Raw genomic sequence first — 26,216 nt, 5'->3', positions numbered from 1 at the left:
ATGAGTCTGCATGAAACCTACGGCCAGCCATTGCTGACCTTTCCCGACGCGGAAAAAAGCCCGCTGAGTATCCGCGCCAAGGCGTTGGTGTTTGTCGACCCGCGTTCGCGGCAACTGCGCGAAGACCTCGAAAGCCTCGCACCGCGTGCCTTGCCCGTGCTGATCCGTGGCGAGACCGGCAGCGGCAAAGAATTGCTGGCGCGGCATATTCACCGGGGCAGCGACCGCACCGGTTTGTTTGTCTCGGTCAATTGCGGCGCGATCAGCCCGACCTATGCCGATGCCGAATTGTTCGGTTATGCCGCCGGCAGCCACAGTGGTTCGGCCAGCAGCCGGGCCGGCTGGTTTGGCTCGGCGAATGGCGGCACCTTGTACCTGGACGAGATCGGCGACCTGCCGCTGCCGATCCAGGTCAAACTGCTGGCCGCCCTGGAAAACCACGAAGTCACCCGCGTCGGTGCCCATCAGCCGAGCCCGGTGGATGTGCGCCTGGTGGCCGCCACCAGCATCGACTTGGCCCAGGCCGTGGCCGCCGGTAAGTTCCATGAGCGCCTGTTTCACTACCTGAGCGAAGGCCGGTTGGAGTTGCCGGCGCTGCGCGAGCGGGTCGGTGACATCCTGTCCCTGGCCGAATACTTCCTGGGCATCTACAGTCAGCGCCTGGACCTGCCGGTGCCGCTGATCAGCGATGCCGCGCAGCGTGTGCTGGAACACCACAGCTGGCCGGGCAATACCCGCGAGCTGGAAAACGTTATCCACTTTGCCTTGCTGGTCAGCAGCGGCGACGAGATTTTGCCCGAACATTTGAATCTGCCGGTGGCGGGTTCTGCGCTGGAACAGGTGCAGCGGATCTTTGAGCGCGCCAGCCCCGCCGAGCGGGAAACGTTGAGCAAATTCCTGCATGAACAAAATGGAATATCAACGTGAATAAAAGATATTGTTCGGGAATAAAAAAACTAGGTATTGTCCCTCCCACGCCGCGATAGCACTTCGCTGGCACACTACATAAAAAACGGTCGTCAGAGACGCCCCGGAATTTCGATAAGGACACTGCATGAAAAAGGTTCTGTTGTTTACCGCACTGGCGGCTGCCCTGACTGCAAGCTTCGCCCAGGCCAACGAGAAACTGGTGGTGGCCGCCACGCCGATCCCGCACGCCGAGATCCTCGAACTGGTCAAGCCGACCCTGGCCAAAGAAGGCGTGGACCTGGAAATCAAAGTCTTCACCGACTACGTGCAGCCAAACGTACAAGTCGCAGAAAAGCGTCTGGACGCCAACTACTTCCAGACCCTGCCGTACCTGGAAAACTTCAACAAGGGCAAGGGCACCAACCTAGTCACCGTGGTCGGTGTGCACGTTGAACCGTTCGGCGGTTACTCGAAAAAGATCAAGAACATCTCTGAACTCAAAGATGGCGCCACCGTGGCCATTCCTAACGAAGGCTCCAACAGCGGCCGCGCCCTGTTGCTGCTGCAGAAAGCCGGCGTGATCACCCTCAAAGACCCGACCAACGCCCTGGCCACGCCAAAAGACATCAAGGACAACCCCAAGCACCTGAAATTCAAGGAGCTGGAATCGGCCCTGCTGCCACGTGTGCTGGACCAGGTTGACCTGGACCTGATCAACACCAACTACGCCCTCGAAGCCGGCCTGAACCCGGCCAAGGACGCGCTGATCATCGAAGACGCCAAGTCGCCGTACGTGAACTTCCTGGTGGCTCGCCCGGACAACAAGGACAGCGACGCGATCCAGAAGCTGTCCAAGGCCCTGACCAGCCCGGAAGTCAAAGCCTTCATCGAGAAGAAGTACAACGGCGCTGTAGTGCCTGCGTTCTGATGTAGCCCAAACCCCCTTCAAGGTTTGAACGCCGACGGCTGTTACAGCGTCGGCGTTTTTTTATGCCTGAAATCTGGAATGCAATCCAAATGTGGGAGGGGGCTTGCCCCCGATTGCAGTGGTTCAGTCAGCATATTTTTTGCTGACCCACCGCCATCGGGGGCAAGCCCCCTCCCACATTTGATCCGCTTTGATCTAGAGAACTCTGCTATTGATCGCCCTGCGCAGCGCCATCAACCACTTCACCAGTTCCTGCGGGTCCATCGGTTTCGCTTCGTTCATTGTTCGATCCCTCGAATCTCAGACCTCCAAACCATAGCTCTCACCCGCCAAACCCGCGAATCCGCCGGTTATCTTTTTGGGTGATATCAATATGCTATTTAGGTATTTAAAATTTGCTTTTTATACCTTTAAAGTTCGCGCTACCCGGCGTTACCCACGCCGGATCGGATTGCGCTCGCTGCATTACCCTTGCGGCGTCATGGACTGGAAATGACCTTCGATTTCGCTTTTATCCTCAGCACCCTGCCGGCGTTTCTAAAGGCCGTGGGGGTGACGCTGCAAGTGGGCCTGATCGCCATTGCCACCTCCCTGCTGGTGGCGCTGATCAACGCGGCGCTGCTGGTGTTTCGCACGCCGTACCTGTCGCGCCTGGTGGCGCTGTATGTGGAGCTGGCGCGCAACACGCCGCTGCTGATCCAGCTGTTCTTCGTGTACTTCGCGCTGCCCGCCCTGGGCTTCAATATCTCCGGGTTCTGGGCGGCAATCATCACCATGACTTTCCTCGGCGGCGCCTACCTCACCGAAGTGCTGCGCGCCGGTGTGGAAGCGGTGCCGCTGGCGCAGATCGAGTCGGGCAAGTCCATCGGCCTGTCCGACTGGCAGCTGCTGCGCCATGTGATCCTGCCCCAGGCCGGCATCCTCAGCCTGCCGGCGCTGTTCGCCAATTTCATCTTCCTGCTCAAGGAGACCACCGTGGTCTCCGCCGTGGCGGTGCCGGAGATTCTCTACACCACCAAGAACTACATCGCCCTGTACTACAAGACTTACGAAATGCTCGCCGTGCTGACGCTGATTTGCGTGTTGCTGTTCCTGCCGCTTTCACTGTTGCTCAGCCGTCTGGAAAGGAGGCTCCAGCATGGCCAGTTCGGGTCTTGAGTTGTTGTGGGTGTCGTTGCCGCAACTGGGCAAGGGTGCTGCGCAAACCCTGTCGATTTCATTTTTGAGCATCGCCTTCAGCACTGTCGGCGGCGTGTTGTATGGCGTGCTACGCACCTTGAACAACCGGCTGGTCAACGGCGTGCTGCGGGTTTACCTGGAGTTGTTCCGTGCGATCCCGGTGCTGGTGTGGTTGTACCTGCTGTTTTTCGGCCTGCCGATTTTCTTTGGTTTGAGCATTCCGAGCTTCTGGTGCGCGGTGCTGGTGCTGTCGCTGTGGGGCGCCAGTGAAGTGGGCGAAGTGGTGCGCGGCGCGTTGCATTCGCTGCCCCGTGGCCAGCGTGAAGCGGGCTTGTCGATTGGCCTGTCCGACCCGCAGCTGTACGGCTACGTGCTGCTGCCGCAAGCGCTCAAGCGCATGACGCCGCCGACCATCAACGTCTACACACGCATTATCAAGACCAGTTCCCTGGCGGTGCTGATCGGTGTGGTGGATGTGATCAAGGTCGGCCAGCAAATCATCGAGCGCACCTATGAGTCCGTGTTGATTTACGGCGTGCTGTTCCTGTTTTTCTTCTTTATCTGCTACCCGTTGTCGGCCGCCTCCAAGGTGCTGGAACGGCGCTGGGGCCAGGCATGAACGCATTGATCGAGTTCCAGGGTTTCAACAAATTCTTCGGTGAGCAGCAGGTGCTCAAGGGCATCGACCTGAGCGTGCAAAGCGGTGAAGTGGTGGTGATCCTCGGCCCCAGCGGCTGCGGCAAAAGCACTTTATTGCGTTGCCTCAATGGGCTGGAAGTCGCCCATAGCGGCAGCCTGCGTTTCGCCGGCAAAGAGCTGTTGGACAAGCACACCGACTGGCGCCAGGTGCGCCAGGACGTCGGCATGGTGTTCCAGAGCTACCACCTGTTCCCGCACATGAGCGTGCTCGACAACATCCTGCTCGGCCCGCTGAAAGTGCAAAAACGCGACCCCCGTGAAGCCCGCGAACAAGCGGAAAAATTGTTGGCCCGCGTCGGCCTGGCGGACAAGCGCGATGCCTTCCCGCGCCAGCTCTCCGGCGGCCAGCAACAACGCATCGCTATCGTCCGGTCGCTGTGCATGAACCCCCAGGTCATGCTGTTTGACGAAGTCACCGCTGCCCTTGACCCGGAGATGGTCAAGGAGGTGCTGGAAGTGATCCAGGGCCTGGCCCGCGATGGCATGACCCTGCTGATCGTCACCCACGAAATGGCCTTCGCCCGCGCCGTCGCCGACCGCGTGGTGTTCATGGAGGCCGGTCGCATCCTCGAACACAACACCCCCGAGGCATTCTTTACGAACCCGCAAACCGCACGCGCGCAGCAGTTCCTGGAGAAGTTCTCCTTTGTTTCAACACTGCCGAAGAAAACCCAGGAACTGGAGCTGATATGAAAAAGTTACTGCTGCCACTGTTTGCCGTCGCCCTGCTGGTCGGTTGCGATAAAAAGGCCGAAGAGCCGGTAAAACCTGCCGCTGTCAGTTATATCGAAAAAATCAAAGCGCGCGACAAGCTGATCGTCGGCGTGTTCACCGACAAACCACCGTTCGGCTTCGTCAACGAAGCGGGGCGCTACGTCGGCTTCGATACCGACATCGGTCGCCAATTCGCCAAGGACCTGTTGGGCGATGAAAACAAAGTCGAATTCGTCGCCGTGGAGCCGGCCAGCCGCATTCCGTTCCTGCAAAGTGACAAGGTCGACCTGATCCTCGCCAACATGACCGTGACCCCGGAGCGCAAGCAAGCGGTGGACTTCACCAACCCCAACCTGAAAGTCGCGGTACAGGCCCTGGTGCCGAATGACAGTGCGGTAAAAAGCCTGGATGACCTGGCCACCCGCACCACCATCGTCACCACCGGCACCACCGCCGATATCTGGCTGACCAAGAACCACCCGGACTGGAAACTGCTCAAGTTCGAGAAAAACTCCGAGTCGCTGCAAGCGCTGTCGGCTGGCCGTGGCGATGCCTACGCACAGGACAATCTGGTGCTGTTCAGCTGGGCCAAGCAGAATCCCGGCTACCGCGTGCTGGAAGAGAAACTCGGCGACGAAGCGCCGATTGCACCGGCGGTGAAGAAGGGCAACATCGAATTGCGTGACTGGGTGAATGCCGAGTTGGCGAAGTTGGGCGAGGAGAAATTTTTGCTCAAGCTGTATGACCAGTATGTGCGTAAAGAACTGAGCGATGACACCAAGCCTGAAAGTGTGATTGTTGAAGGCGGGAAGTGGCAGGGCTGATTGTTGATTGATTGTTCTGGCCTCATCGGGGGCAAGCCCCCTCCCACACTGGGTTGGGTTCACAAATTTTGATGTGTGAATACCGTCAAATGTGGGAGGGGGCTTGCCCCCGATGAGGCCAGAGCAGCCACCGCCTATTCCGGCCAATGCCAGGCGGGGGCATCCAATATCCCCTGCCCGACGATCCGGGTTTCCCCCAGCACCTTCTCCAGCACAATCGAATTACACCCCTCGTCCTGCTGCAACGCCGCAATCAACCGGCTGGCATGGGACACCACCCATACTTGGCACTGCCGCGACGCCTGGATAATCAAGCGCGCCAACGCCGGCAGCAAATCCGGGTGCAGGCTGGTCTCCGGCTCGTTCAGCACCATCATGGTCGGCGGCCGAGGCGTAAGCAGCGCGGCGATCAGCAGCAGGTAGCGCAAGGTGCCGTCCGACAGCTCCGCCGCTGACAAGGGCCGTAGCAAGCCTTCCTGGTAAAACTCAATCGCAAAGCGCCCCCCCTGCAGCGGCTCGATATTCAAGCGTGCGCCGGGGAATGCATCGCTGACCGCCCGCTGCAGTGCGTCCGGGTCGCCAATCTCCCGAATCGTCTGCAACGCCGCCGCCAGGTCGCGCCCATCGTGATGCAGCACTGGTGTGCGCGTGCCCAGTTGGGGTTGACGTACCGGCGCATCCACATCGCTGCGAAAGTGATCGTAAAAGCGCCAGCCACGGATGCTTTCGCGCAGCAGCAACACCTCCGGCGAACCGCGCAGGCTGCCGACCTGGTCGAACAGGCTGTGGTAGTTGGGCGTGTGCTGGGCCAGTACATCCCAGGCGCGGCCCTCGCGGGCGCGCACCATGGGGCCGGAGCGCTGCACCAGCAGGCTGGCGGGGCGATAGATATGGCCGGCCCAGATGCATTCCTTCTTTACTTCCGGGTCCAGGGAGAAATACGACAAGGTCTTTTCCGGCAGCCCCAGGGAGATGGCGTAGCTGAAATCTTCAGCGGCAAAGCCCAGGCGCAGGCGTTTGACGCCTTGGCGCACGATGGGCTCCACCGGCACTTCCCCGTTGCGCATGCGTCGGCTGATACTTTCCGGCCCGGCCCAGAAGGTCGAATCCAACCCACCCTCACGGGCCAACGCATTGATCACCCCACCCTGGGCGGTTTCCGCCAGCAGGCGCAGGGCGCGGTACAGGTTGGACTTGCCGCTGCCGTTGGGGCCGGTGATCAGGTTCAGCCGGTCCAGGGGCACCACCAATTTATTGATCGAGCGGTAATTGGCCACCGCGAGGGTCTTGAGCATGGGCATCCAGTCGGCGTGGGAACCATTGGAGTATGGGAGCCTCCATGCAGATAAGGAACCCTGAACTAAGCTCACAGTCGCATACACACTGGCACGTCGGCATCACGCAAAAGGAGCCTGCATGGGCGCTCGCATTTCCACCTGTATTTTCGGCCTTGGCCTACTGGCGCTGTTGAGCGGCTGTGGCGAGGACAAGGCTGAACCCAAGGCCCATTCGCGGGTGTTCGTGCAGACCGTGCAGCCGGCGGATTTTGCCGCGGCGGTGACCCTCACGGGTGATATCCAGGCCCGGGTGCAAACCGACCTGTCCTTTCGCGTGGGCGGCAAGATCATCCAGCGCATGGTGGACGTGGGCGACCGCGTGACCGCCAAGCAAGTGCTGGCCAAGCTCGATCCCAAGGACTTGCAGACCAACGTCGACTCCGCCCAGGCCCAGGTCGTGGCCGAACAGGCGCGGGTCAAGCAGACTGCCGCCGCCTTCGTGCGCCAGGAAAAACTCTTGCCCAAGGGCTACACCAGCCGCAGCGAATACGATTCCGCCCAGGCCGCATTACGCAGCAGCCAGAGCGCCCTGGCTGCCGCCCAGGCCCAACTGGCCAACGCCCGCGAGCAACTCGGTTACACCGCGCTGATCGCCGAAGCGCCCGGGGTGATTACCGCGCGCCAGGCCGAAGTCGGCCAGGTGGTGCAGGCCACCGTGCCGATTTTCAGCCTGGCGCGTGATGGCGAGCGTGATGCGGTGTTCAACGTCTATGAGTCCCTGCTGGTGGAGCCGCCGCCGGATGCGCCGATCACCGTCAGCCTGCTGGATAACCCCAGCATCAAGGCTGTGGGCAAAGTCCGGGAGGTCACCCCGGCAGTGGCCGCCAACACCGGCACCGTACAGGTCAAAATCGCCCTGCAAGCCTTACCCAAGGGCATGGAGCTGGGCTCAGTGGTAAGCGCCACCGCCAATGGCCCGGCCAAGGCCAGTATCGAATTGCCGTGGGCCGCGCTGACCAAAGACCTCAGCGAACCCGCCGTGTGGTTGATCGACGGCGATGGCAAGGCGCAGCTGCACAAGGTCACCGTGGCGCGTTACCTCACCGGCAAAGTCATCATTAGCGACGGCCTCAAGGGCGGCGAAAAAGTCGTGGTGGCCGGCGGGCAATTGCTGCACCCCGGCATGATTGTCGAGATCGCCCAGCCAGGAGCCCAGCCATGAAGCGCCTTATGGGGATACTCGCCGCCAGCCTGCTGCTGGTGGCCTGCTCCAAGGAAGAACCTCCGCCCGAGCCGGTGCGCCCGGTACTGTCCATGGAAGTGAAGGCGGAAGACCAGGAAAACCTCGGCCGCTTCGCCGGCACCATCCAGGCGCGCTACGAAAGTAATTTAGGCTTCCGCGTACCCGGCCGCATTGCCCGCCGCGCCGTGGACGTGGGCGCCGAGGTGGAGAAGGGCGCCTTGCTCGCGGTGCTCGACCCCACCGACCAACAGAACCAATTGCGCTCGGCCCAGGGCGACCTGGCCCGCGTGCAGGCGCAGTACATCAACGCCCAGGCCAATGCGCGCCGCCAGCAGGAGCTGTTCAACCGTGGCGTCGGCGCCCAGGCCCAACTGGACATCGCCCAGACCGACCTGAAGACCACCCAGGCCTCGCTCGACCAGGCCCAGGCCTCGGTCAACCAAGCCAAAGACCAGCTCAACTACGCCGAACTGCGCACCGACCACGCCGGCATCGTCACCGCCTGGAATGCCGAGGCCGGCCAGGTGGTCACGGCCGGTCAGCAAGTGGTGACCCTGGCGCGCCCGGATATCAAGGAAGCGGTGATCGACCTGCCCGCTGGCCTGGCCGAGCGTTTGCCGCCGGACGTGGTGTTCCTGGTTGCCGGGCAGCTAGACCCCAGCGTGCACACCACCGCCATCGTGCGCGAGATCGAACCCCAGGCCCAAAGCGCCACGCGTACCCGGCGTGCGCGCTTGACCCTGGCCGAAACGCCGCCCGCGTTCCGCCTGGGTACGGCGATCAGCGTAACGTTGAGCACTGCCATCGCCCCGCGCATCGAAGTGCCCCTGAGCGCCTTGCAGGAGGTCGACGGCCAGACCCGCATCTGGCTGCTCGATATCCAGAACCAGACCGTGCAACCGCGTGACATCAGCGTGATCAGCCGCGATGCCGACAGCGCCTTGCTCTACGGCGGCGTCAAACCCGGCGAGCGCATCGTCACCGCCGGCGTGAACAGCCTGAAACCCGGGCAAAAAGTCAAAATCGACGAGGACAGCCCGCGATGAAAGGGAGCTTCAACTTATCCGACTGGGCCCTCAAGCATCAGTCCTTCGTCTGGTACCTGATGTTCGTCGCGCTGCTGATGGGCGTGTTTTCGTACATGAACCTGGGCCGCGAGGAAGACCCTTCCTTCACCATCAAGACCATGGTGATCCAGACCCGCTGGCCGGGCGCGACCCAGGAAGAAACCCTCAAGCAGGTCACTGATCGCATCGAGAAAAAGCTCGAAGAGCTCGACTCCCTCGACTACGTGAAAAGCTACACCCGGCCGGGCGAGTCCACGGTATTCGTGTTCCTCAAGGACACCACCAGTGCCAAGGACATCCCCCATATCTGGTACCTGGTGCACAAGAAGATCGACGACATTCGCGGCAGCTTCCCACCGGGGTTGCAGGGGCCGTCGTTCAACGATGAGTTCGGTGATGTGTTCGGCTCGGTGTACGCGTTTACCGGCGATGGCCTGTCGATGCGCCAGTTGCGTGACTACGTTGAGCAGGTGCGCGCCGAGATCCGTTCGGTGCCGGGGTTGGGCAAGGTCGAGATGATCGGCCAGCAGGACGAAGTGATTTACCTGAATTTTTCTACGCGCAAACTCGCGGCACTGGGGATTGACCAGCGCCAGGTGGTGCAGAGCCTGCAATCGCAGAACGCGGTGACGCCGGCCGGGGTGATTGAGGCCGGGCCTGAGCGGATTTCGGTGCGCACCTCGGGGCAGTTCGCCTCGGAGAAGGACCTGGCCAACGTCAACCTGCGGCTCAATGACCGGTTCTATCGCCTGGCGGATATCGCGGACATCAGCCGGGGTTATGTGGACCCGGCGCGGCCAATGTTCCGCTTCAACGGCAAGCCGGCCATCGGTCTGGCGATTGCCATGCAGAAGGGCGGCAATATCCAGTCGTTCGGCAAAGCCTTGCATGAGCGCATGGACGAACTGACTGCCGACCTGCCGGTGGGCGTCGGTGTGCACAAGGTGTCCGACCAGGCGGAAGTGGTCGAAGAGGCGGTCGGCGGTTTTACCAGTGCCTTGTTTGAGGCCGTCATCATCGTGCTGGTGGTGAGTTTCATCAGCCTGGGCATGCGCGCCGGGCTGGTGGTGGCGTGCTCGATTCCGTTGGTGCTGGCGCTGGTGTTCGTGTTCATGGAATACAGCGGCATCACCATGCAGCGCGTGTCGCTGGGGGCGCTGATCATCGCCCTCGGCCTGTTGGTGGACGACGCGATGATCACCGTCGAGATGATGATCACGCGCCTGGAAAAGGGCGAGACCAAGGAACAGGCGGCGACCTACGCTTACACCTCGACGGCGTTCCCCATGCTCACCGGTACGCTGGTGACGGTCGCGGGGTTTGTGCCGATCGGCCTCAACGCCAGCTCGGCGGGCGAGTACACCTTCACCCTGTTCGCGGTGATTGCCGTGGCGATGCTGGTCTCGTGGGTGGTGGCGGTGCTGTTTGCGCCGGTGATCGGCGTGCATATCCTGAGTGCCAACGTCAAACCTCACAACGCAGAGCCGGGGCGGATCGGCCGGGCGTTCAATGGCGGCATGCTATGGGCCATGCGCAACCGCTGGTGGGCGATTGGCATCACCGTGGCGCTGTTCGTGGCGTCGGTGTTTTCCATGCAGTTCGTGCAGAACCAGTTCTTTCCCTCGTCGGACCGCCCGGAGATCCTTGTCGACCTCAACCTGCCGCAAAACGCCTCGATCAACGAGACGCGCAAGGCTGTCGACCGCCTGGAAGCGATCATCAAGGACGACCCGGACATTGCGCGCTGGAGCACCTATATCGGCCAGGGCGCGATCCGTTTCTACCTGCCCCTCGACCAGCAACTGGAAAACCCCTACTACGCGCAGTTGGTCATCGTGAGCAAGGGCCTGGAAGAGCGCGGCGAGTTGATCGCGCGCCTGCAAAAGCGCCTGCGTGATGACTTCGTCGGCATCGGCAGTTACGTGCAGCCGCTGGAAATGGGCCCGCCGGTGGGCAGGCCGATTCAGTATCGCGTGTCGGGCAAAGACACCGACCAAGTGCGCAAACACGCCATCGAACTGGCGACCTTGCTGGACAAGAACACTCACCTTGGCGAGATCATCTACGACTGGAACGAGCCGGGCAAAGTGCTGCGTATCGACATCGCCCAGGACAAGGCGCGCCAACTGGGGCTGTCGTCGGAAGACGTGGCGCAGTTAATGAACAGCGTGGTCAGCGGATCTTCGGTGACCCAGGTGCATGACGATATCTACCTGATCAATGTGGTCGGCCGTGCCGAAGACGCTGAACGTGGCACGCCGGAAACCCTGCAGAACCTGCAGATCGTCACGCCCAACGGCACCTCGATTCCGCTGCTGGCCTTCGCCACCGTGCGCTACGAGCTGGAGCAGCCGCTGGTATGGCGTCGCGACCGCAAACCGACCATCACCATCAAGGCCTCGGTGCGCGATGAGATCCAACCGACGGACCTGGTCAAGCAGCTCAAGCCGGAAATCGACAAATTCAGCGCCGGCCTGCCGGTGGGCTACAAGGTCGCCACCGGCGGCACCGTGGAAGAAAGCGGCAAGGCGCAGGGTCCGATTGCCAGCGTGGTGCCGTTGATGCTGTTCCTGATGGCAACCTTCCTGATGATCCAGCTGCACAGCGTGCAGAAGATGTTCCTGGTGGCGAGTGTCGCTCCGCTCGGGCTGATTGGCGTGGTGCTGGCGTTGATCCCCACGGGCACGCCCATGGGCTTTGTGGCGATCCTTGGCATTCTGGCGTTGATCGGCATCATCATCCGCAACTCGGTGATCCTGGTGACGCAGATTCATGAGTACGAGGTGGCCGGCTATACGCCGTGGGATGCGGTGGTGGAAGCCACCGAGCACCGGCGCCGGCCGATCCTGCTTACGGCAGCGGCGGCGAGCCTGGGCATGATCCCGATTGCCCGTGAAGTGTTCTGGGGGCCGATGGCCTACGCGATGATCGGCGGGATCATCATCGCGACTTTGCTGACGTTGTTGTTCCTGCCGGCGCTGTACGTGGCCTGGTACAAGATCCGCGAACCCAAGCCGGAGCAACGCGGTTAACCAGAAAAAATGCAGATCAAAAGTGTGGGAGCGGGCTTGCCCGCGATAGCAGTCGGTCAGTCAACAATGGGAGTGGCTGACCCACCGCAATCGCGGGCAAGCCCGCTCCCACATTTGGATCTCCATAGGGCTGGGGGGCTGTGAGAAACTTCCTGAAATATCTATCACTGCCATGTCAGGCAGCAGTCTGTTTTACCCTCCCGACCTCCACCCACCCGGTCGAACGTTATGAACTGGCATCGTCATTGCTTACTGCTCTGCACATTCCTCATCTCCCCGCTGGCCCTTGCGAGCACTGTCCTTGAAAACCCGCTGTGGCGCGTCGAACTCGACCCCGCGACCCTCTCCATCCGCGTCACCCCCAACGGCCAGGCGCCGGTGCAGGCCAGCAGCGGCGTTGCCGCACGCGCAGTCAGCGAACTCGTGCAGAACGCCCAACAAGCCAGTTGGCAGTGGGGGGCCTTTCGTGTGGCAGCCAGCCTTGCGCAACGCGACCTGACGCTTGCCATCACCGCGCACGAACCCACCGAATTGAAGATCCTTCAACAACCCGCCAGCGCCCTGGGCAAAGGGCTGATGTGGCCATTGGCCGAAGGGCATTACGTGCCTGCCGACAACGCTGTGTGGAAAACGTTTTTGCAGGAACAAGGTGACCTCAACACCACCCAGGACCTCAGCCTGCCGCTGTGGGGCCTGGACCACGGGCGCTTCACCTTGAACTGGTTGCTGACCAACCCCTACAACAATCGCCTGCGCTGGCAGGCAGGGATGGCGCTGTCCGTGGCCCACGAATTCACCGCGCTCGACCCTGCTGCGCCGATGACCCTGCTGTTGCACCTGGGGGAGGCCGATCCCTTGGCCGGCGCCAAGCGCTACCGCCAATGGCTGGTCGAGCAAGGGCGTTATGAACCGCTGTCGGACAAGCTGCGGCAGACGCCCGAGGCACAGAAGCTGCTGGGTGCCAGCCATGTCTACCTGTGGGGCAATGACCTGCTGGCAGCGGAGGATGTGCGTGACTGGCCGTTGTTGCTCAAGCGCCTGCGTGGCCATGAGCTCAAAGGCTTGCTCGACAAGGAATCGACGAAAGTCCTGGCGCAGGCCACGCCCTTGAATCGCTATGAGCAGACGGCGCTGTTGCGGGGGCTGAATGCGGCCATCAACCGGAAGGCCAGGCAGAGTTGGCAGGTAGATGAGCCTGACATGCCGCGCCTCGCTGCACGTTATGGTGAGCTGCGCGGCGAGTTGGCTGTCGCGTTTGCCGGGGCGCTGAGCGATACCCCTCAAACCTGGGGCAGCCGGGCGATCCAGTCGCTGCGTGACTCAGGTCTTTCGCGCTTGCTGCTGACCCTGGGCGAAGGCTGGGAGGGCGGCCTGTGGCACCCCGAAGCGATCCGCGCCGGGGTCGATGCGGGTTACCTGATGGCGCCCTACGATTCCTATGAAACTGCGTTGTCCGCCACGGAAAATCCGGATTGGACCACAGCCCACCTGGGCAGCCGGGCCTACCGCGAGTGCGCGATTGTGCTGAAGGATGGCAAGCTGAAAACCGGCTTCCAGCAGTCCGGCCACTACACTGACCCGCGCTGCGTGCGCCCTCTGTTGGAGGCCCGCGTAAAGGCTATCCAGGCCAAGGCTGGCTTCAACGCGTGGTTCCTTGATGCCTATGCCACCAGCATGGTGTTCGACAGCTACCGCGACGGCGCCCGGATGACCCAGGCGCAAAACGCCGAGGGCAATATCGACGCCTCGCGCTGGCTCAACACCGTGCTCAAATTGCCAGCGGGCTCCGAAGACGGCAACGCCATCACCACCCAAGGCATTCTGTTCGCCCATGGCATGCAGACTCCGGTGATTGGCTGGGGTGACCAGGCCATGACCAAAGACAAGCAATCGCCCTACTACGTGGGCAATTGGTACCCGCCGGAGCAGCCGACGGTGTTCTTCAAGCCGGTGCCGCTCAAAGAGCCGTTTCGCACGGTCTACTTTGAGCCGAGCATGCGCCTGCCGTTGTACCAGGCGGTGTTCCACGGCTCGGTGATCACCACCCACCACTGGCTGTTCGACAGCCTGAAGCTGAGCAATGTGCAGGCTGAAAACGAGCTGACGCAACTGCTCTACAACGTGCCGCCGCTGTATCACCTGAATGCCTCGACCGTTAAGCAGCGCCTGCCGCTGATCCTGCGTCAGGATCGGTTTTTCCGGCCGCTGCACCAGCGTTTGGCGACCCAGGCGATGACGGATTTTCGTTGGCTGACGCCGGACAGGCAGGTGCAGCAAACCACCTTTGCCGATGGGACGCGGTTGGTGGCGAATTTTGCTGTCGAGGAAAAGGAGGGTTATGCCGGGCGCAGTGTGACTGCATATGGGGGGGGTGAGAAACCGCTGGTGTATCAGGTGGAGTAGGGTTGCCTCAGCGGGCGTCATCGGGGGCAAGCCCCCTCCCACATTTTAAATGTATTCACAAATCAAACTGTGGGAGGGGGCTTGCCCCCGATGGCGTCAGGCCAGGCAACGAAAATCTACCTCTTGCGCCACACACTCGCCAACCAGGGCTGCTGCGCCCTGGGCAACCCCGCCGGCCGGTAGTAATGCTCCAGCTCCACAAACCCGGCCTCGGTCAGCAGCGCTTGCCAAGCCTCAAGGTCGTGATAAGACCCATACCGCGGCCCATTCCAGCCTTCCTGGTTCTCACCCCGAGGGTTGGAACTGAACAACACGCCCCCCGCTTTCAACGCACCATGCAGTTGCTCGAGCACACGGGGCAATTCCTGCTTGGGGATATGAAACAACACCGCATTGGCGAAGATCCCGTCGAAGCGTTCAGCCGGCAGGTCCAGCTTGAGAAAATCCTGCTGCAACACTTCGCAGCCACTGTCCTCCCGTGCCATCTGCGCAAAGCGCTCCGAGCCGTCGAGCCCCACCGCGATATGGCCCATGCGGGTAAAGGTCTGCAAGTCACGCCCTGGGCCGCAGCCGAAATCCAGCACAGTGAACGGCGCCGTACCCTGGATATGCCGCAGCAGCGCGTCGATGTTCTGGCTCACATCGTGATCGCGGGTGCCTTCACGGAAGTCCTCGGCCACTTTGTTGTAGTGGCCGAGGGTGGTGGCGGTGATGGTGCTGAGGTCGTCGGGCTTGAGTGTCATGACGGGGAATACCGTGCGTCTTCGATGGCCCGACTATACCTCACCTCTTGTTAAGGACCCGCGCCAACCGATCCCCACCCAACTGAATCACCGCCACCAGCGCCACCAGCAGCACAATCACCGTCAACATGATCTGCGTATCAAAGCGCTGATACCCGTATCGGTACGCAATATCCCCCAAGCCCCCCGCGCCAATCGCGCCGGCCATGGCCGATGAGTTGATCATGGTCACCAGCGTGATGGTGAACCCGCCGACGATCCCCGGCAGCGCTTCCGGCAACAGCACGTGCCAGATGATGTGCCAGCGGCGGCAGCCCATGGCTTGGGCAGCTTCGATCAGGCCGTGGTCGACTTCGCGCAGGCTCACCTCGGCGATTCGTGCAAAGAACGGCGTGGCGGCGATGGTCAGCGGTACGACTGCGGCCCACACGCCGTAGGTGGTGCCGACGATCAGGCGGGTGAACGGGATCAGCGCCACCATCAGGATCAGGAACGGAATCGAGCGGAACAGATTGACGAACGCCCCCAGCACGCGGTTAAGCGCTGGCGCCTGGTAGATGCCGCCTTTGTCGCTGGTGACCAGGAACACCGCCAGCGGGATTCCCACCAGCAGCGCGATCAGCGATGACACGCCGACCATCAGCAAGGTGTCGATGGCGCCTTGTACCAATCGATCAAACCACATAGCCCAGCACCTCCGTCTGTTGTGCCCAATTCCCGGCCCGTTTGCGCAGTTCTTCGGCGCTGTGGGGCGAGCCATTCACCGCCAGCAGCAATTGCCCCAGGGCATGCCCCTGGATGCGTTCCACGCCGCCTTGCAACAGGCGCACGCGGCCGCCGAGGGCGCTGAACAGGGCGGCCAGGTCGGGTTCGTCGGTGTCGCCGCCGGTGAATTGCAAACGCAGCACCAGCGCCGCGTCGGCCGTCGCCGGTGTGGCCTGCAGGCGGCTTTGCAGTTCATCCGGCAGCCCGTGTTGCAGCGGTGCCAGCAGGGTTTGGCTGACTTCATGTTGCGGGTTGCCGAACACCTGCCAAACCGGGCCTTGCTCGACGATGCGCCCATGTTCCAGCACCACCACGCGGTCGCAGATCTCGCGGATCACCGCCATCTCGTGGGTGATCAGCACGATGGTCAAACCCAGGCGCCGGTTGATCTCGCGCAGCAGGCAGAGGATCGATTGAGTCGTCTCCGGGTCGAGGGCCGAGGTGGCCTCGTCACACAACAGGATCTCGGGGTCGTGCACCAGCGAGCGGGCAATGCCCACCCGTTGTTTCTGCCCGCCGGATAGCTGCGCCGGATAAGACTTGTGCTTGTCCTGCAGCCCCACCAGTTCCAGCAGCTCACGCACCTTTTGCTCGCGCTGCTGCTTCGGTACGCCCGCCACTTTCAACGGCAACTCGACGTTCTGCCACACCGTCTTGGCCGACATCAGGTTGAAGTGTTGGAAAATCATGCCGATGCGCCGACGCAGGGCCACCAGGCGGTCTTCGTCGAAGTCGCCGATGTCCACCTGATCGATCAGCACCCGCCCGCTGCTGGGTTGTTCCAGGCGATTGATGGTGCGGATCAGCGACGACTTGCCGGCGCCGCTGCGACCGATGATGCCGAACACTTCACCGCGCTGGATCGCCAGGTCGATGCCTTGCAACGCATGCACCGTGCCGTCGTAGCTCTTGCCCAGGTTGATAAAACGCACATGGGCGCGATTGAGCTCGGGGTGCAGTTCGGTCTGTTCGGCGTCCCTGGGCGGCAGGCCCAGGTCGCGCAGTGGGGCATGGGCGGCGGTCATTTTTTATCTTCCCAGCCGACTTGGTAGAGCTTGCCGAGGGACTTATCCAAGGCGGCACGCACCACCGGCGAATGCTGGTAGATATCCACAAACTTGATCACCCGTGGGTCGGTCTTGCTTTTGGGTTGGATCACGAACTGGATCACGTACTCCGGATGGTCGAGGCCGTCGAACAGCAGCGCCGACTCGGCATCGAAGGTCTTGGACAGGCGGATATACGCCGGGTAGCCCTGCACCAGGTCGGCATCGTCATAGGCGCGCACCAGTTGCACCGCTTCGACCTGCAGGATCTTGATCTTCTTCGGGTTGGAAACGATGTCCTCTTCGGTGGCCTTGTAGCCCACGCCCGGCTTGAGCGTGATCAGCCCCGCCTTGGCCAGCAGTTGCAGGCCCCGACCGCTGTTGATCGGGTCGTTGGCAATTGCCACGCTGGCGCCCTGGGGCAGGTCGTTGATGCTCTTGTACTTCTTTGAGTACAGCCCGACGTTGTTGATGATGCCCGGCGCATAAGGCACCAGGTCAAAACCGGCGGCGGCCTTGGCGTTTTCCAGGAACGGGATGTGCTGGAAGTAGTTCACGTCGATATCGCCAGCAGCCAGGCTGACGTTGGGTGCGATCCAGTCGGTGAACTCCACCAGCTCGACTTTCAGGCCTTGCTTGCCGGCTTCGGCCACGGCGGCTTCCAGAGGAATCGCAAAGGCGGCGGTGGTGCCGATTTTCAGCGGTGCATCGGCGGCGAATACCGCCGAGCTGAACAGTCCGAACGCCAGGGCCAGTGCTTTGACTGGATGGGTGAGCAGTGTCTTTTTCATTGGGTATTTCCAGTCAGAGAAGCAGTTTGTCGGTAGGTGGAACCGGTGTGTTGTTCGGGTAGGCGGGCGCTGCCCTGGAAGACTTTTTCCCGCAGCGTTCCCTGTTCGTATTCAGTTTTGTACGACCCGCGCTTTTGCAACTCCGGCACCACCAGGTCAATGAAGTCCACGTAGCTTTCCGGCGTAACGATGCGCGTGAGGTTGAAGCCATCCAGGCCGGTTTCGCCGATCCAGGATTCCAGCTCATCGGCGACCTGTCCGGGCGAGCCGACCAGGGTGATGTAGCGCCCGCCCAGGGCGTGCTGCTCCAGCAATTTGCGTCGGGTCCAGTCGTTGTTCTGCAGGTTCTTGGTGGCTGACTGGATCGCGTTGCTCTTCACGTATTGGATCGGTTCGTCCAGTGCGTATTGGGCAAAGTCGATAGCGGTGGATGCGGAAAAATGCGCCACGCCAGCCTCCGCGCTGGCGTAGCTCAAGTATTCCGCGTGCTTTTCCCAGGCAAGTTCTTCGGTGGCGCCCACGATCACGTTGAGGCCCATGAACACCTTGATGTCATCCGGGTTGCGCCCGGCCGCGACCGCGCTGGCGCGCACCTTGTCCACCTGGACCTTGGTCGCCGCCTTGTTCTGCCCGCTGATGAACACGCACTCGGCATGCCGCCCGGCGAACAGCAAACCGCGCTCCGAACTGCCGGCCTGGAACAGCACCGGTGTACGCTGCGGCGAGGGTTCGCACAGGTGATAACCCTCCACCTGGTAGAACTCGCCCTGGTGCGCGACTTTGTGCACCTTGCCCGGCTGCGCGTACACCCGCGCCTTGGGATCGTTGAGCACCGCGTCGTCTTCCCAGCTGCCCTCCCAGAGTTTGTAGAGCACCTCCAGGTATTCATCGGCCTGGTCGTAGCGACGGTCATGTTCGACTTGTTCATTGAGGCCCATGGCCTTGGCGGCGCTGTCGAGGTAGCCGGTGACGATGTTCCAGCCCACACGGCCACGGCTCAGGTGGTCCAGCGTGGACATGCGGCGGGCGAACAGGTACGGCGGCTCGTAGGTGAGGTTGGCGGTGAGGCCGAAGCCGAGGTTTCTGGTGACAGCAGCCATGGCTGAGACCAACAGCAACGGATCATTCACCGGCAGCTGGATCGACTCTTTGAGCGGCACATCAATCGAGTTCTGGTACACGTCGTACACACCGACGATATCGGCGATGAACAAACCGTCGAACAGCCCGCGCTCGAGGGTTTGCGCCAGCTCGGTCCAGTACTCGATCGTCTTGTACTGGGTCGAAGTGTCCCGTGGATGCGTCCACAGGCCGTGGTTGATATGCCCGATGCAGTTCATGTTGAAGGCATTGAGCAGGATTTTTTTCTTCGCCATCAAATGGTCCCCCGCAGTGGCGGGTTTTCATCGTTCAGGTAGTAATTACCCACCGCGTGGTACTTCCAGCGCACCGGGTCGTGCAGGGTGTGCACGCGGGCGTTGCGCCAGTGACGGTCCAAGCCATGTTCAGCCAGGGTCGCCTGGCTGCCGGCCAGTTCGAACAGGGTGCTGCCGGCGGCCAGGGAAATTTCGGTGCTCAAGGCGCGCACTTCCGCGACCGCAATCGAGGCGGCAGCGACGGTCTCGGTGTTGCTGTCGGCCTGGGCGCGGTCCAGGTATTCGCCTGAGCGCTCCAGCAGCGCCTCGGCGGCGTGCAGGCGGATGCTCAGGTGGCCGAAGCTTTTCAGGGTCAGTGGGTCTTCGGTGGCCTTGTCGTTGCCGGCGTCGATCCACGGGCGGGTCTTGGTGCGCACAAAGTGCAGCGCATCTTCAAAGGCCGCGCGGGCGATACCGGTGTCGATGGCGGCATGAAGGATCTGCGCCAGCGGGCCGACGGTGGTCGGGCGTTCGAAGGCGCGCTGGAACGGGATCACGTCCTGCGCGGCTACCCACACATTGTCGAACACCACCGAACCGCTGCCGGTGGTGCGCTGGCCGAAGCCGCTCCAGTCGTCGATCACGCTCAGGCCTTCACTGTCACGCGGCACAAAGGCCAGTTGCTGTACGCCGTGTTCATCCACCACCGAGGTGGGAATGCGCTGGGCGTAGATCGCGCCGGTGGAATAGAACTTGCGGCCGCTGATGCGGAAACCGTCACCGTCGCGGGTGATTTTAGTGACGCGGTCATGGGCCGTCTTGGTGCCCAGTTCCGCCAGGGCGTTGCCGAAGCGCTGGCCGGCAAGTACCTCGGCGTACAGGCGTTTTTGCTGCGCCGGGCTGCCGTTTACGCGCAGCACTTCCAGGGCGTAGAAATGGTTCTGCGGGATCTGCCCCAGGGACGCATCGGCCTGGGCTATCAAGGCAATCACCTTGGCCAGGGTGACGTTGGACACGCCCGCGCCACCGTACTCCTTGGGTACGCTGATGCCCCACAGGCCGGAGCGTGAAAACACGTCCAGTTCGGGCAGCGGCAGGCGGCGTTCGCGATCGCGCTGGGCGCTGTCGCGGCGAAAGTCTTCGGCCAGATCACTGGCGACAACAAGGGCTTGTTCGTCGCTGGTGATGACCGCGACGTTTGCAGAGAAAGTCATAGGTGTTCTCCAGAGGTCTGGTCGGTCAGATCCAGGAATGGCGAGCTGGCAAGGTGCCGTTCAATCGATAGGCGCCGACGGCGTGATACTTCCAGCGCACCGGGTCGTGCAGGGTGTGCACCCGGGCATTGCGCCAGTGGCGGTCGAGGTTGAATTCGGCGAGGGTGGCGCGGCTGCCGGCCAGTTCGAAGAGTTTCTCGCTGACCAGCAGCGACACTTCGGTGGTCAGCACCTTGGCCTCGGCCACGGCGATGGAGGCACGCGCGGCGGATTGCGCGGTGATCGGTGCGGCGCTGACCTGGTCCAGCACTTGTCCCGCCTTGCGCAGCAGGGCTTCGGCGGCGTGCAGTTCGATCTTGAGCTTGCCGATGTCGGCGATCACATACAGGTCGTCACTGGCGCGTTCGACCTTGGCGTCGATCCAGGGGCGCGAGCGTTCGCGTACGAAGGCGATGGTGTCATCCAGCGCACCACGGGCGATACCGGCGTCGATGGCCGCCTGGATCAGTTGCGAGACGGCGCCCTGGATATTTGGTGTCTCGCCGATGCGCCAGTTTTCTACCACCAGCTCGGCCTCCACCGGCACCTGATCCAGCAGCACCGTGCCGCTAGCGGTGGTGCGCTGGCCGAAGCCGGACCAATCGTCAACGATGCGCAGCCCTTCGGTACCACGGCGCACAAATGCCATGACCTGCTTGCCGTCATCGTTCAACGCCTTGACCGCCACCCAATGGGCAAACAGTGCGCCGGTGGAATAGAACTTTTGGCCGCTGATTACGTAACCGTCACCCTTGGCGGTGATGCGCGCCTTGAGCTCCAGGGTGTTTTTGGTGCCGCGTTCCGGGCCGCCATTGCCGATGCGCCAGCCGTCGAGCACGCTCTGGAACAGCTGTTTTTTCTGGCGCTCGGTGGCGGCGCCCTGCAACAGGTGCAGGATGCCGAAGTGGTTCTGCGGGATCTGCCCGAGTGCCGGGTCGGCCGCGCTGATGATTGCGAACACCTCGGCCAGGGTCACGAAAGACACCTGCGGGCCGCCGTACTCACGGGGAATGGAAATACTGCCGAGCCCACTGCGGGTGAACTGCTCGATCTGCGCCCACGGCAGTTTGCGTTGCTGGTCGCGCCTGGCGGCTTGCAGGCGCGCCGCCTGGGCCAACTCATGGGCAGCCTTCAGCGCCTCTGCATCGTTGCGCAGCACGGTGGCCGGCAACAGCAGGGGGGCGACGTCCAGATCATTCTGGGGGGGGGTTAGAGCCAAGTTAGACATCAGCGCCGCTCCTTGGCTGCACGTAATGCCCTGGCGTTGCGCACCGGGGTAATTCTGACCATACCGACCTCGCATTCAATGAAATAAAAACAGAAAAATCAGAGATGTCCGGTGGTCCGGTGCATATACCCTAAGCGTGTTAAATATTTAAATAAACTAACTTTTGGGAATATGCATAGAAGGTCTGTCACCCAGGTTCGCAGGGAGAGCCCAGAGTTCGTGGCTGGTAAATCAGCGCGCTCCCGGCCGGGCGGGACGGTGCTCCTGCTGCGATGCGCAAGGTGCGCGCGGGTGCCCAGAGTGAATTGTTGCCGACACGATCGAGAATGCAGTACGTCACCTCCAGCCGGCAGTCGTCACCGCCTTCGAGAATCACCGTCGAAGGCACCCAGACCTGCACGGCCTGACCGACTTCCCGGGCCTGGACCTTGGGCAGGTCCAGGCGCACATCGCCCCAGCGCAAGGTGATGGCGTCGCCGCTGGCCATGTTCAGGTACGGCTCGATGGTCAGGGGAATGCCGCGTCGCCCCTGCCCGGCGTTGACGCCGTAGCGGCGGATGGTGTCGGGCAGGCCCACGGGGGCGAGGTTCTGGTTCTCATCGAGGTACAGGGGCGACGGCTGGCCGCCCGGGTAGAGGGTCTTGACGCGGACTCGGGTCACCGCTGAGCGAGCCGGAGCATGACCGACCTGCATGACCTGGTAATGCACACGCGCCGGGCCATTGAGCACGAAACTTTCCGGTACTCGCAGGTGAGTGACCGCGCCGATCCTGCCGGCGGTGACCCGGCGTGAAGCGGCGAAGCAGTTGTTCCAGAACAGCTCGATCAGGTCGCCTTCATCCATGCCGGGATACGCAGCGATCTCGACCTGCAAGTGGGTGGCGGCCAAGGCATTGATGCCATTGCCGATGGCCTGGGGCAGTGTCGGGGCAGTGAGCAGGGGGCGTGTCATAAGTCATCTCCTTGATGCAGCCAGCAGCCATCGTTCCGGCCCTTTGGCGTGGGTGCACGCGGTGGGCCGAAAAGAACGATTCAGTGAATAGCCGGGATAGGATCCAATCCTCTGGGCGCTAGATAAGAGGGTTGGCCGAGGGCCGTCAATGGCGGCAAAGGGCTAAATGGCGGGTTTGGAGATATTCAGAACGGTCCGACTGAGGCGGGGATATTCAGGTAGGTGCGCTGGGGTGTTTTACCCGCGGGAACGACGATCCCTTGTAGGAGCGAGCTTGCTCCTACAAGGGGGTATCAGTGGGCGAGGAATTTGCTCAGGAACTGCTTGGTGCGCTCTTCCCTGGGGTTGGCGAACAACGCCTTGGCTTCACCTTGTTCGACGATCACGCCCTTGTCGAAGAAGATCACCCGGTTGGCCACATCCCGCGCAAAACTCATCTCGTGGGTGACGATGACCATGGTGCGGTTTTCTTCGGCGAGGCTGCGGATGGTCGCCAGCACTTCACCGACCAGTTCCGGGTCCAGCGCCGAGGTGGGTTCGTCGAACAGGATCACCTCCGGCTCCATGGCCAGCGCACGGGCAATCGCCACGCGCTGCTGCTGGCCGCCGGACAGGCGCCGTGGGTAGGCGTCTTCCTTGCCTGCCAGGCCGACTCTGGCCAGCAACTTGCGCCCCAAAGCGATAGCCTCTTCGCGTGGCATCTTCTTGACCACGGTGGGGCCTTCGATGACGTTTTCCAGCGCGGTGCGGTGGGGGAACAGGTTGAAGTTCTGGAACACAAAACCCACGTGCTGGCGCAGGCGCCGCACCAGGCTTTGTTGCTGGTTGATCGGCTTGCTGGTGTCGATCTCGATGTCACCCACCTTGATGCGGCCGCTGGTGGGTTGTTCGAGGAAGTTCAGGCAGCGCAGGAAGGTGGTCTTGCCGGAACCGCTGGGGCCGATGATGGCGATGACTTCGCCTTCCTTGACCTCCAGGTCGATGCCGTTGAGCACCACCTGACCCTTGAATTGTTTGGTCAGTTTTTCAACCACGATCATGCTTCAGGACTCCAGGTCATGCCGGTTGACCCGGTCTTCCAGGCGGTTTTGCAAATGCGCCAGGATGCTCGCCAAAATCCAGTAGATCAGCGCAGCGGAGAGATACATGGTGAAGATTTCGAAGGTCCGTGCCGACACCAGTTGCGCCTGGCGGAACAGCTCGGGCACCTGGATAGTGGCGGCCAGCGCCGTGTCCTTGACCAGCGAAATGAAGCTGTTGCCCAGCGGCGGCAAGGCCGTGCGCATCGCCTGCGGCAGGATGGCCCGGCGCAGGGTCTGCGCGCGGGTCATGCCGATACTGGCGGCGGCTTCCCATTGGCCGCGCTCGATGGAACCGATGGCGGCGCGCAGGATTTCACAGGCGTAGGCGGCCATGTTGAGCGAGAAGCCGATCATGGCGGCCGGGATCGGATCCAGCTCGATGCCCACTTGCGGCAAGCCGTAGTAGATCAAGAACAGCTGTACCAGCAAGGGCGTGCCGCGAAAGAACGACACATAGACTCGGGCGAGCCAGCTCACCAGCTTGAAGCGCGACAGGCGCATCAAGGCCAGGCCGAAGCCCAGCAGCAAGCCGAAAAACATCCCGCCGAGGCTGAGGATCACCGTGAAATACGCGCCCTTGAGCAGAAAGGGCGCGGAGTCCAGCGCGAGTTGGAAACCTGCTTCCATTATTGAGTGACGTCAGCGTTGAAGTACTTCTCGGACAGCTTCTTCAAGGTGCCGTCGGCGCGCAGTTTGTCGAGCGCCTTGTTCACTGCATCCAGCAGTTCTGGCTCACCCTTGCGCAGGGCGATACCGGCTTCCTGGCGGGAGAAGGCGTCGCCGGCAGCAGCGGTGTCCGGGGCTTTCTTGGCGTATTCCAGGGCGGCCAGGCGGTCGATCAGGATGGCGTCGATACGGCCGATGCGCAGGTCCTGGAACTTGGTCGGGTCGTCGTTGTAGGTCTTGATGATGGCTTTGGGTTGATTGTCCTTGAGCCATTGTTCGTAGTTGGTGCCCAGGCCCACACCGACTTTCTTGCCGGCCAGGTCGTCGGCGGTCTTGATGGTGTCGACGTTTTTCTTCAGGACCAGCGCCTGGATACCGGAGACGGTGTAAGGCTTGGAGAAGTCGTATTTCTTTTTACGCTCATCGGAGATGGTCACCTGGTTGACCACGGCGTCCAGGCGCTTGGATTCCAGGGCGGCGAGGATGCCGTCCCACGGAGTCGCTTGCAGCTTGACCTTCACGCCCAGCTCTTTAGCCAGTGCTTCGGACAGCTCCACTTCGAAACCGCTGAGCTTGCCGCTTTCATCGACGAAGCTGAACGGCGGGTAGGTACCTTCCAGGCCGATCTTGATCTCGCCGGCTTTCTTGATGTTGTCCAGCTGATCACCCGCGACTGCTTGGCCGATCAGGCCAGCCCCGAGTGCCAGGCCCAAAGTGCCAACCAGCAACGTGCGACGGAATACAGAAATAGTCATGAAGAGCCCCTGTGTTTTTATGGTGTGCGAAGCAGGTGACGCAGTAGTCGTATCCTGCCTTAAAGCGCGTAGCGCGTCTTCGCCTACGGCGCGACTATAAAGCCGGTTTTTAAGACTTGAAAATAATATAAATAAAATCTGATATTCCAATATTGAATATCAAGAGATTCTAATGTGGGAGGGGGGCTTGCCCCCGATAGCGGTGTATCAGCCACAGAAGTCATGACTGATACTCTGTCATCGGGGGCAAGCCCCCTCCCACATTTAGTCCGCGTTTATTCAGTTGAAGGCACTGTTGTAGGCAAACAACGCCGGCGCCCCGCCGGTATGCAGGAAAATGATCGAGCCATCCTCGAAGCGCTGGCGCCCGATACCGTCCAGCAAGCCGGCCATGGCCTTGCCAGTGTAGACCGGGTCCAGCAGCAGGCCTTCCTGGCTCGCCAGTAACTTGACCGCAGACAGGGTGCCGGCGTTCGGTTCGCCATAGCGCGGGCCGAAATATTCGTCCCACAGGATCACCTTGAAGGCCTCGGGAATATCCACACCCAACAATTCGGCGGTGCGTTCGGCCAGGCCCTGCACTTTCGGGAACTGGGCTTCTTCGGTGCGCGATACGGTGATACCGATCACGGGCAACTGCGGCAGCACTTCACTCAACGCCAGGGCCAGGCCGCTGTGGGTACCCGCGCTGCCGGACGCCAGCACCACGGCGGCAAACTCGATGCCGCTGTCTTCGATCTGCGCGGCCAGCTCCAGGCCGGCGCGCACATAGCCCAACGCACCGAGGGCGTTGGAGCCGCCGATAGGCACCAGGTACGGCTGCTTGCCGTTGCTGCGCAGGCGGTCGGCGAGGGCGTTGAGCTGGTCGTCGACGTTGTCGAGGTTCTCTACCAGCTCCACCTTGGCGTCGAACAGGTCCAGCAGCAGGCGGTTGCCGTTGCCCAGGTAGTTGGGGTCTTCGGTGCCGGTGGGGTTCTCCAGCAGCGCGACGCAGCCCAGGCCGAGCTTGGCGGCCAGCGCGGCGGTCTGGCGCACGTGGTTGGACTGGATCGCACCAGCGGTCACCAGGGTGTCGGCGCCTTGGGCGATGGCATCGGCGGCCAGGTATTCGAGTTTACGCAGCTTGTTGCCACCCATGGCCAGCGGTGTGGTGTCGTCGCGCTTGACGTAGATGTCTCTGCCCAACCAGGCCGACAGCCGCTCGAGTTTTTCCAGGGCGGTGGCGCCACCCAGCAGTTCCAGGCGGTTAAAACGGTCGAGCTGTTGTTTGATCATGGCTACGCACGGTTGATGAGGATGGGGCGA

At 62.0% G+C, this 26,216-nt stretch carries 23 protein-coding genes; 10 read left to right on the top strand and 13 right to left on the bottom strand.

Annotated features, from left to right (window positions below; genetic code table 11):
- The 6 genes from NL123_RS29660 (at position 1) to NL123_RS29635 (ending at position 5,253) form a co-directional block, all read left to right on the top strand.
- Positions 1 to 927: a sigma 54-interacting transcriptional regulator gene (locus NL123_RS29660; RefSeq protein ID WP_248485641.1), complete on the top strand. Its 927-nt coding sequence runs from the start codon at positions 1 to 3 to the stop codon at positions 925 to 927.
- A 127-nt stretch (positions 928 to 1,054) separates the two neighbouring features.
- Entirely contained in the window at positions 1,055 to 1,837 is a 783-nt protein-coding gene (locus tag NL123_RS29655) for a MetQ/NlpA family ABC transporter substrate-binding protein (RefSeq protein WP_028615272.1), read from the top strand.
- A 492-nt stretch (positions 1,838 to 2,329) separates the two neighbouring features.
- Positions 2,330 to 2,995 carry an amino acid ABC transporter permease gene (locus NL123_RS29650; protein WP_248485642.1) on the top strand — a complete coding sequence of 222 codons (666 nt, stop codon included), beginning with the start codon at positions 2,330 to 2,332 and terminating at the stop codon, positions 2,993 to 2,995.
- Positions 2,976 to 3,635: an amino acid ABC transporter permease gene (locus tag NL123_RS29645; protein ID WP_248485643.1), complete on the top strand. Its 660-nt coding sequence runs from the start codon at positions 2,976 to 2,978 to the stop codon at positions 3,633 to 3,635. The genes NL123_RS29650 and NL123_RS29645 overlap by 20 nt, the downstream gene beginning before the upstream one ends.
- On the top strand, positions 3,632 to 4,408 hold the full coding sequence (locus tag NL123_RS29640) for an amino acid ABC transporter ATP-binding protein (RefSeq protein WP_248485644.1): 777 nt from the start codon (positions 3,632 to 3,634) through the stop codon (positions 4,406 to 4,408). Before NL123_RS29645 ends, NL123_RS29640 begins: the two co-directional genes overlap by 4 nt.
- Complete coding sequence (locus NL123_RS29635; RefSeq protein ID WP_494356900.1) at positions 4,405 to 5,253, top strand: transporter substrate-binding domain-containing protein; 849 nt, start codon at positions 4,405 to 4,407, stop codon at positions 5,251 to 5,253. The genes NL123_RS29640 and NL123_RS29635 overlap by 4 nt, the downstream gene beginning before the upstream one ends.
- Positions 5,254 to 5,387: 134 nt before the next feature.
- Here the strand turns inward: NL123_RS29635 and NL123_RS29630 are convergent, their stop codons facing one another.
- A complete protein-coding gene (locus NL123_RS29630) occupies positions 5,388 to 6,548 on the bottom strand; it encodes an AAA family ATPase (RefSeq protein WP_248485645.1) in 1,161 nt (386 codons plus the stop codon).
- A gap of 121 nt (positions 6,549 to 6,669) precedes the next feature.
- Here NL123_RS29630 and NL123_RS29625 point away from each other — a divergent pair, with 121 nt between their 5' ends.
- From NL123_RS29625 to NL123_RS29610, 4 genes are all read left to right on the top strand, one after another.
- A complete protein-coding gene (locus NL123_RS29625) occupies positions 6,670 to 7,752 on the top strand; it encodes an efflux RND transporter periplasmic adaptor subunit (protein ID WP_494356899.1) in 1,083 nt (360 codons plus the stop codon).
- Positions 7,749 to 8,819: an efflux RND transporter periplasmic adaptor subunit gene (locus NL123_RS29620; RefSeq protein WP_494356898.1), complete on the top strand. Its 1,071-nt coding sequence runs from the start codon at positions 7,749 to 7,751 to the stop codon at positions 8,817 to 8,819. The genes NL123_RS29625 and NL123_RS29620 overlap by 4 nt, the downstream gene beginning before the upstream one ends.
- The gene (locus NL123_RS29615; RefSeq protein ID WP_494356897.1) at positions 8,816 to 11,872 is read left to right on the top strand and encodes an efflux RND transporter permease subunit; all 3,057 of its coding nucleotides are present in this window, start codon (positions 8,816 to 8,818) and stop codon (positions 11,870 to 11,872) included. The genes NL123_RS29620 and NL123_RS29615 overlap by 4 nt, the downstream gene beginning before the upstream one ends.
- A gap of 228 nt (positions 11,873 to 12,100) precedes the next feature.
- On the top strand, positions 12,101 to 14,275 hold the full coding sequence (locus NL123_RS29610; RefSeq protein ID WP_494356896.1) for a glycoside hydrolase: 2,175 nt from the start codon (positions 12,101 to 12,103) through the stop codon (positions 14,273 to 14,275).
- Positions 14,276 to 14,391: 116 nt separating this feature from the next.
- Here NL123_RS29610 and NL123_RS29605 read toward each other — a convergent pair whose 3' ends face one another.
- The 12 genes from NL123_RS29605 to NL123_RS29550 all read right to left on the bottom strand — a co-directional run bounded on the left by NL123_RS29605 (position 14,392) and on the right by NL123_RS29550 (position 26,186).
- Positions 14,392 to 15,018 carry a class I SAM-dependent methyltransferase gene (locus NL123_RS29605; protein ID WP_494356895.1) on the bottom strand — a complete coding sequence of 209 codons (627 nt, stop codon included), beginning with the start codon at positions 15,016 to 15,018 and terminating at the stop codon, positions 14,392 to 14,394.
- Between the two features lie 40 nt (positions 15,019 to 15,058).
- On the bottom strand, positions 15,059 to 15,703 hold the full coding sequence (locus NL123_RS29600) for a methionine ABC transporter permease (RefSeq protein ID WP_058424826.1): 645 nt from the start codon (positions 15,701 to 15,703) through the stop codon (positions 15,059 to 15,061).
- Positions 15,693 to 16,808, bottom strand: coding sequence for a methionine ABC transporter ATP-binding protein (locus tag NL123_RS29595; protein ID WP_494356894.1), 1,116 nt, complete (start codon positions 16,806 to 16,808; stop codon positions 15,693 to 15,695). The genes NL123_RS29600 and NL123_RS29595 overlap by 11 nt, the downstream gene beginning before the upstream one ends.
- Positions 16,805 to 17,620, bottom strand: a complete 816-nt coding sequence (locus tag NL123_RS29590) for a MetQ/NlpA family ABC transporter substrate-binding protein (protein WP_025855519.1) — start codon at positions 17,618 to 17,620, stop codon at positions 16,805 to 16,807. Before NL123_RS29590 ends, NL123_RS29595 begins: the two co-directional genes overlap by 4 nt.
- Positions 17,617 to 18,996, bottom strand: a complete 1,380-nt coding sequence (locus NL123_RS29585; protein WP_248485653.1) for an LLM class flavin-dependent oxidoreductase — start codon at positions 18,994 to 18,996, stop codon at positions 17,617 to 17,619. Before NL123_RS29585 ends, NL123_RS29590 begins: the two co-directional genes overlap by 4 nt.
- On the bottom strand, positions 18,996 to 20,189 hold the full coding sequence (locus tag NL123_RS29580) for an SfnB family sulfur acquisition oxidoreductase (protein ID WP_494356893.1): 1,194 nt from the start codon (positions 20,187 to 20,189) through the stop codon (positions 18,996 to 18,998). The genes NL123_RS29585 and NL123_RS29580 overlap by 1 nt, the downstream gene beginning before the upstream one ends.
- Positions 20,190 to 20,214: 25 nt before the next feature.
- A complete protein-coding gene (locus tag NL123_RS29575; RefSeq protein WP_248485655.1) occupies positions 20,215 to 21,456 on the bottom strand; it encodes an SfnB family sulfur acquisition oxidoreductase in 1,242 nt (413 codons plus the stop codon).
- Between the two features lie 187 nt (positions 21,457 to 21,643).
- Complete coding sequence (locus NL123_RS29570) at positions 21,644 to 22,408, bottom strand: hypothetical protein (protein ID WP_494356892.1); 765 nt, start codon at positions 22,406 to 22,408, stop codon at positions 21,644 to 21,646.
- Between the two features lie 293 nt (positions 22,409 to 22,701).
- Positions 22,702 to 23,448 (bottom strand): L-cystine ABC transporter ATP-binding protein TcyN, encoded by a 747-nt coding sequence (gene tcyN, locus NL123_RS29565; RefSeq protein ID WP_248485657.1) that lies wholly within the window; start codon positions 23,446 to 23,448, stop codon positions 22,702 to 22,704.
- Between the two features lie 3 nt (positions 23,449 to 23,451).
- Complete coding sequence (tcyL, locus tag NL123_RS29560) at positions 23,452 to 24,117, bottom strand: cystine ABC transporter permease (protein WP_494356891.1); 666 nt, start codon at positions 24,115 to 24,117, stop codon at positions 23,452 to 23,454.
- Positions 24,117 to 24,911 carry a cystine ABC transporter substrate-binding protein gene (gene tcyJ / locus NL123_RS29555; protein ID WP_248485658.1) on the bottom strand — a complete coding sequence of 265 codons (795 nt, stop codon included), beginning with the start codon at positions 24,909 to 24,911 and terminating at the stop codon, positions 24,117 to 24,119. The genes tcyL and tcyJ overlap by 1 nt, the downstream gene beginning before the upstream one ends.
- Positions 24,912 to 25,190: 279 nt before the next feature.
- Positions 25,191 to 26,186, bottom strand: coding sequence for a D-cysteine desulfhydrase (locus tag NL123_RS29550; RefSeq protein ID WP_248485659.1), 996 nt, complete (start codon positions 26,184 to 26,186; stop codon positions 25,191 to 25,193).
- Positions 26,187 to 26,216: the final 30 nt, after the last annotated feature.

The sequence above is a fragment of the Pseudomonas sp. FBCC-B1565 genome, assembly GCF_059133265.1.
Note: the sequence above shows the minus strand (reverse complement) of the source record. Positions and strands in the feature narration are given on the sequence as shown.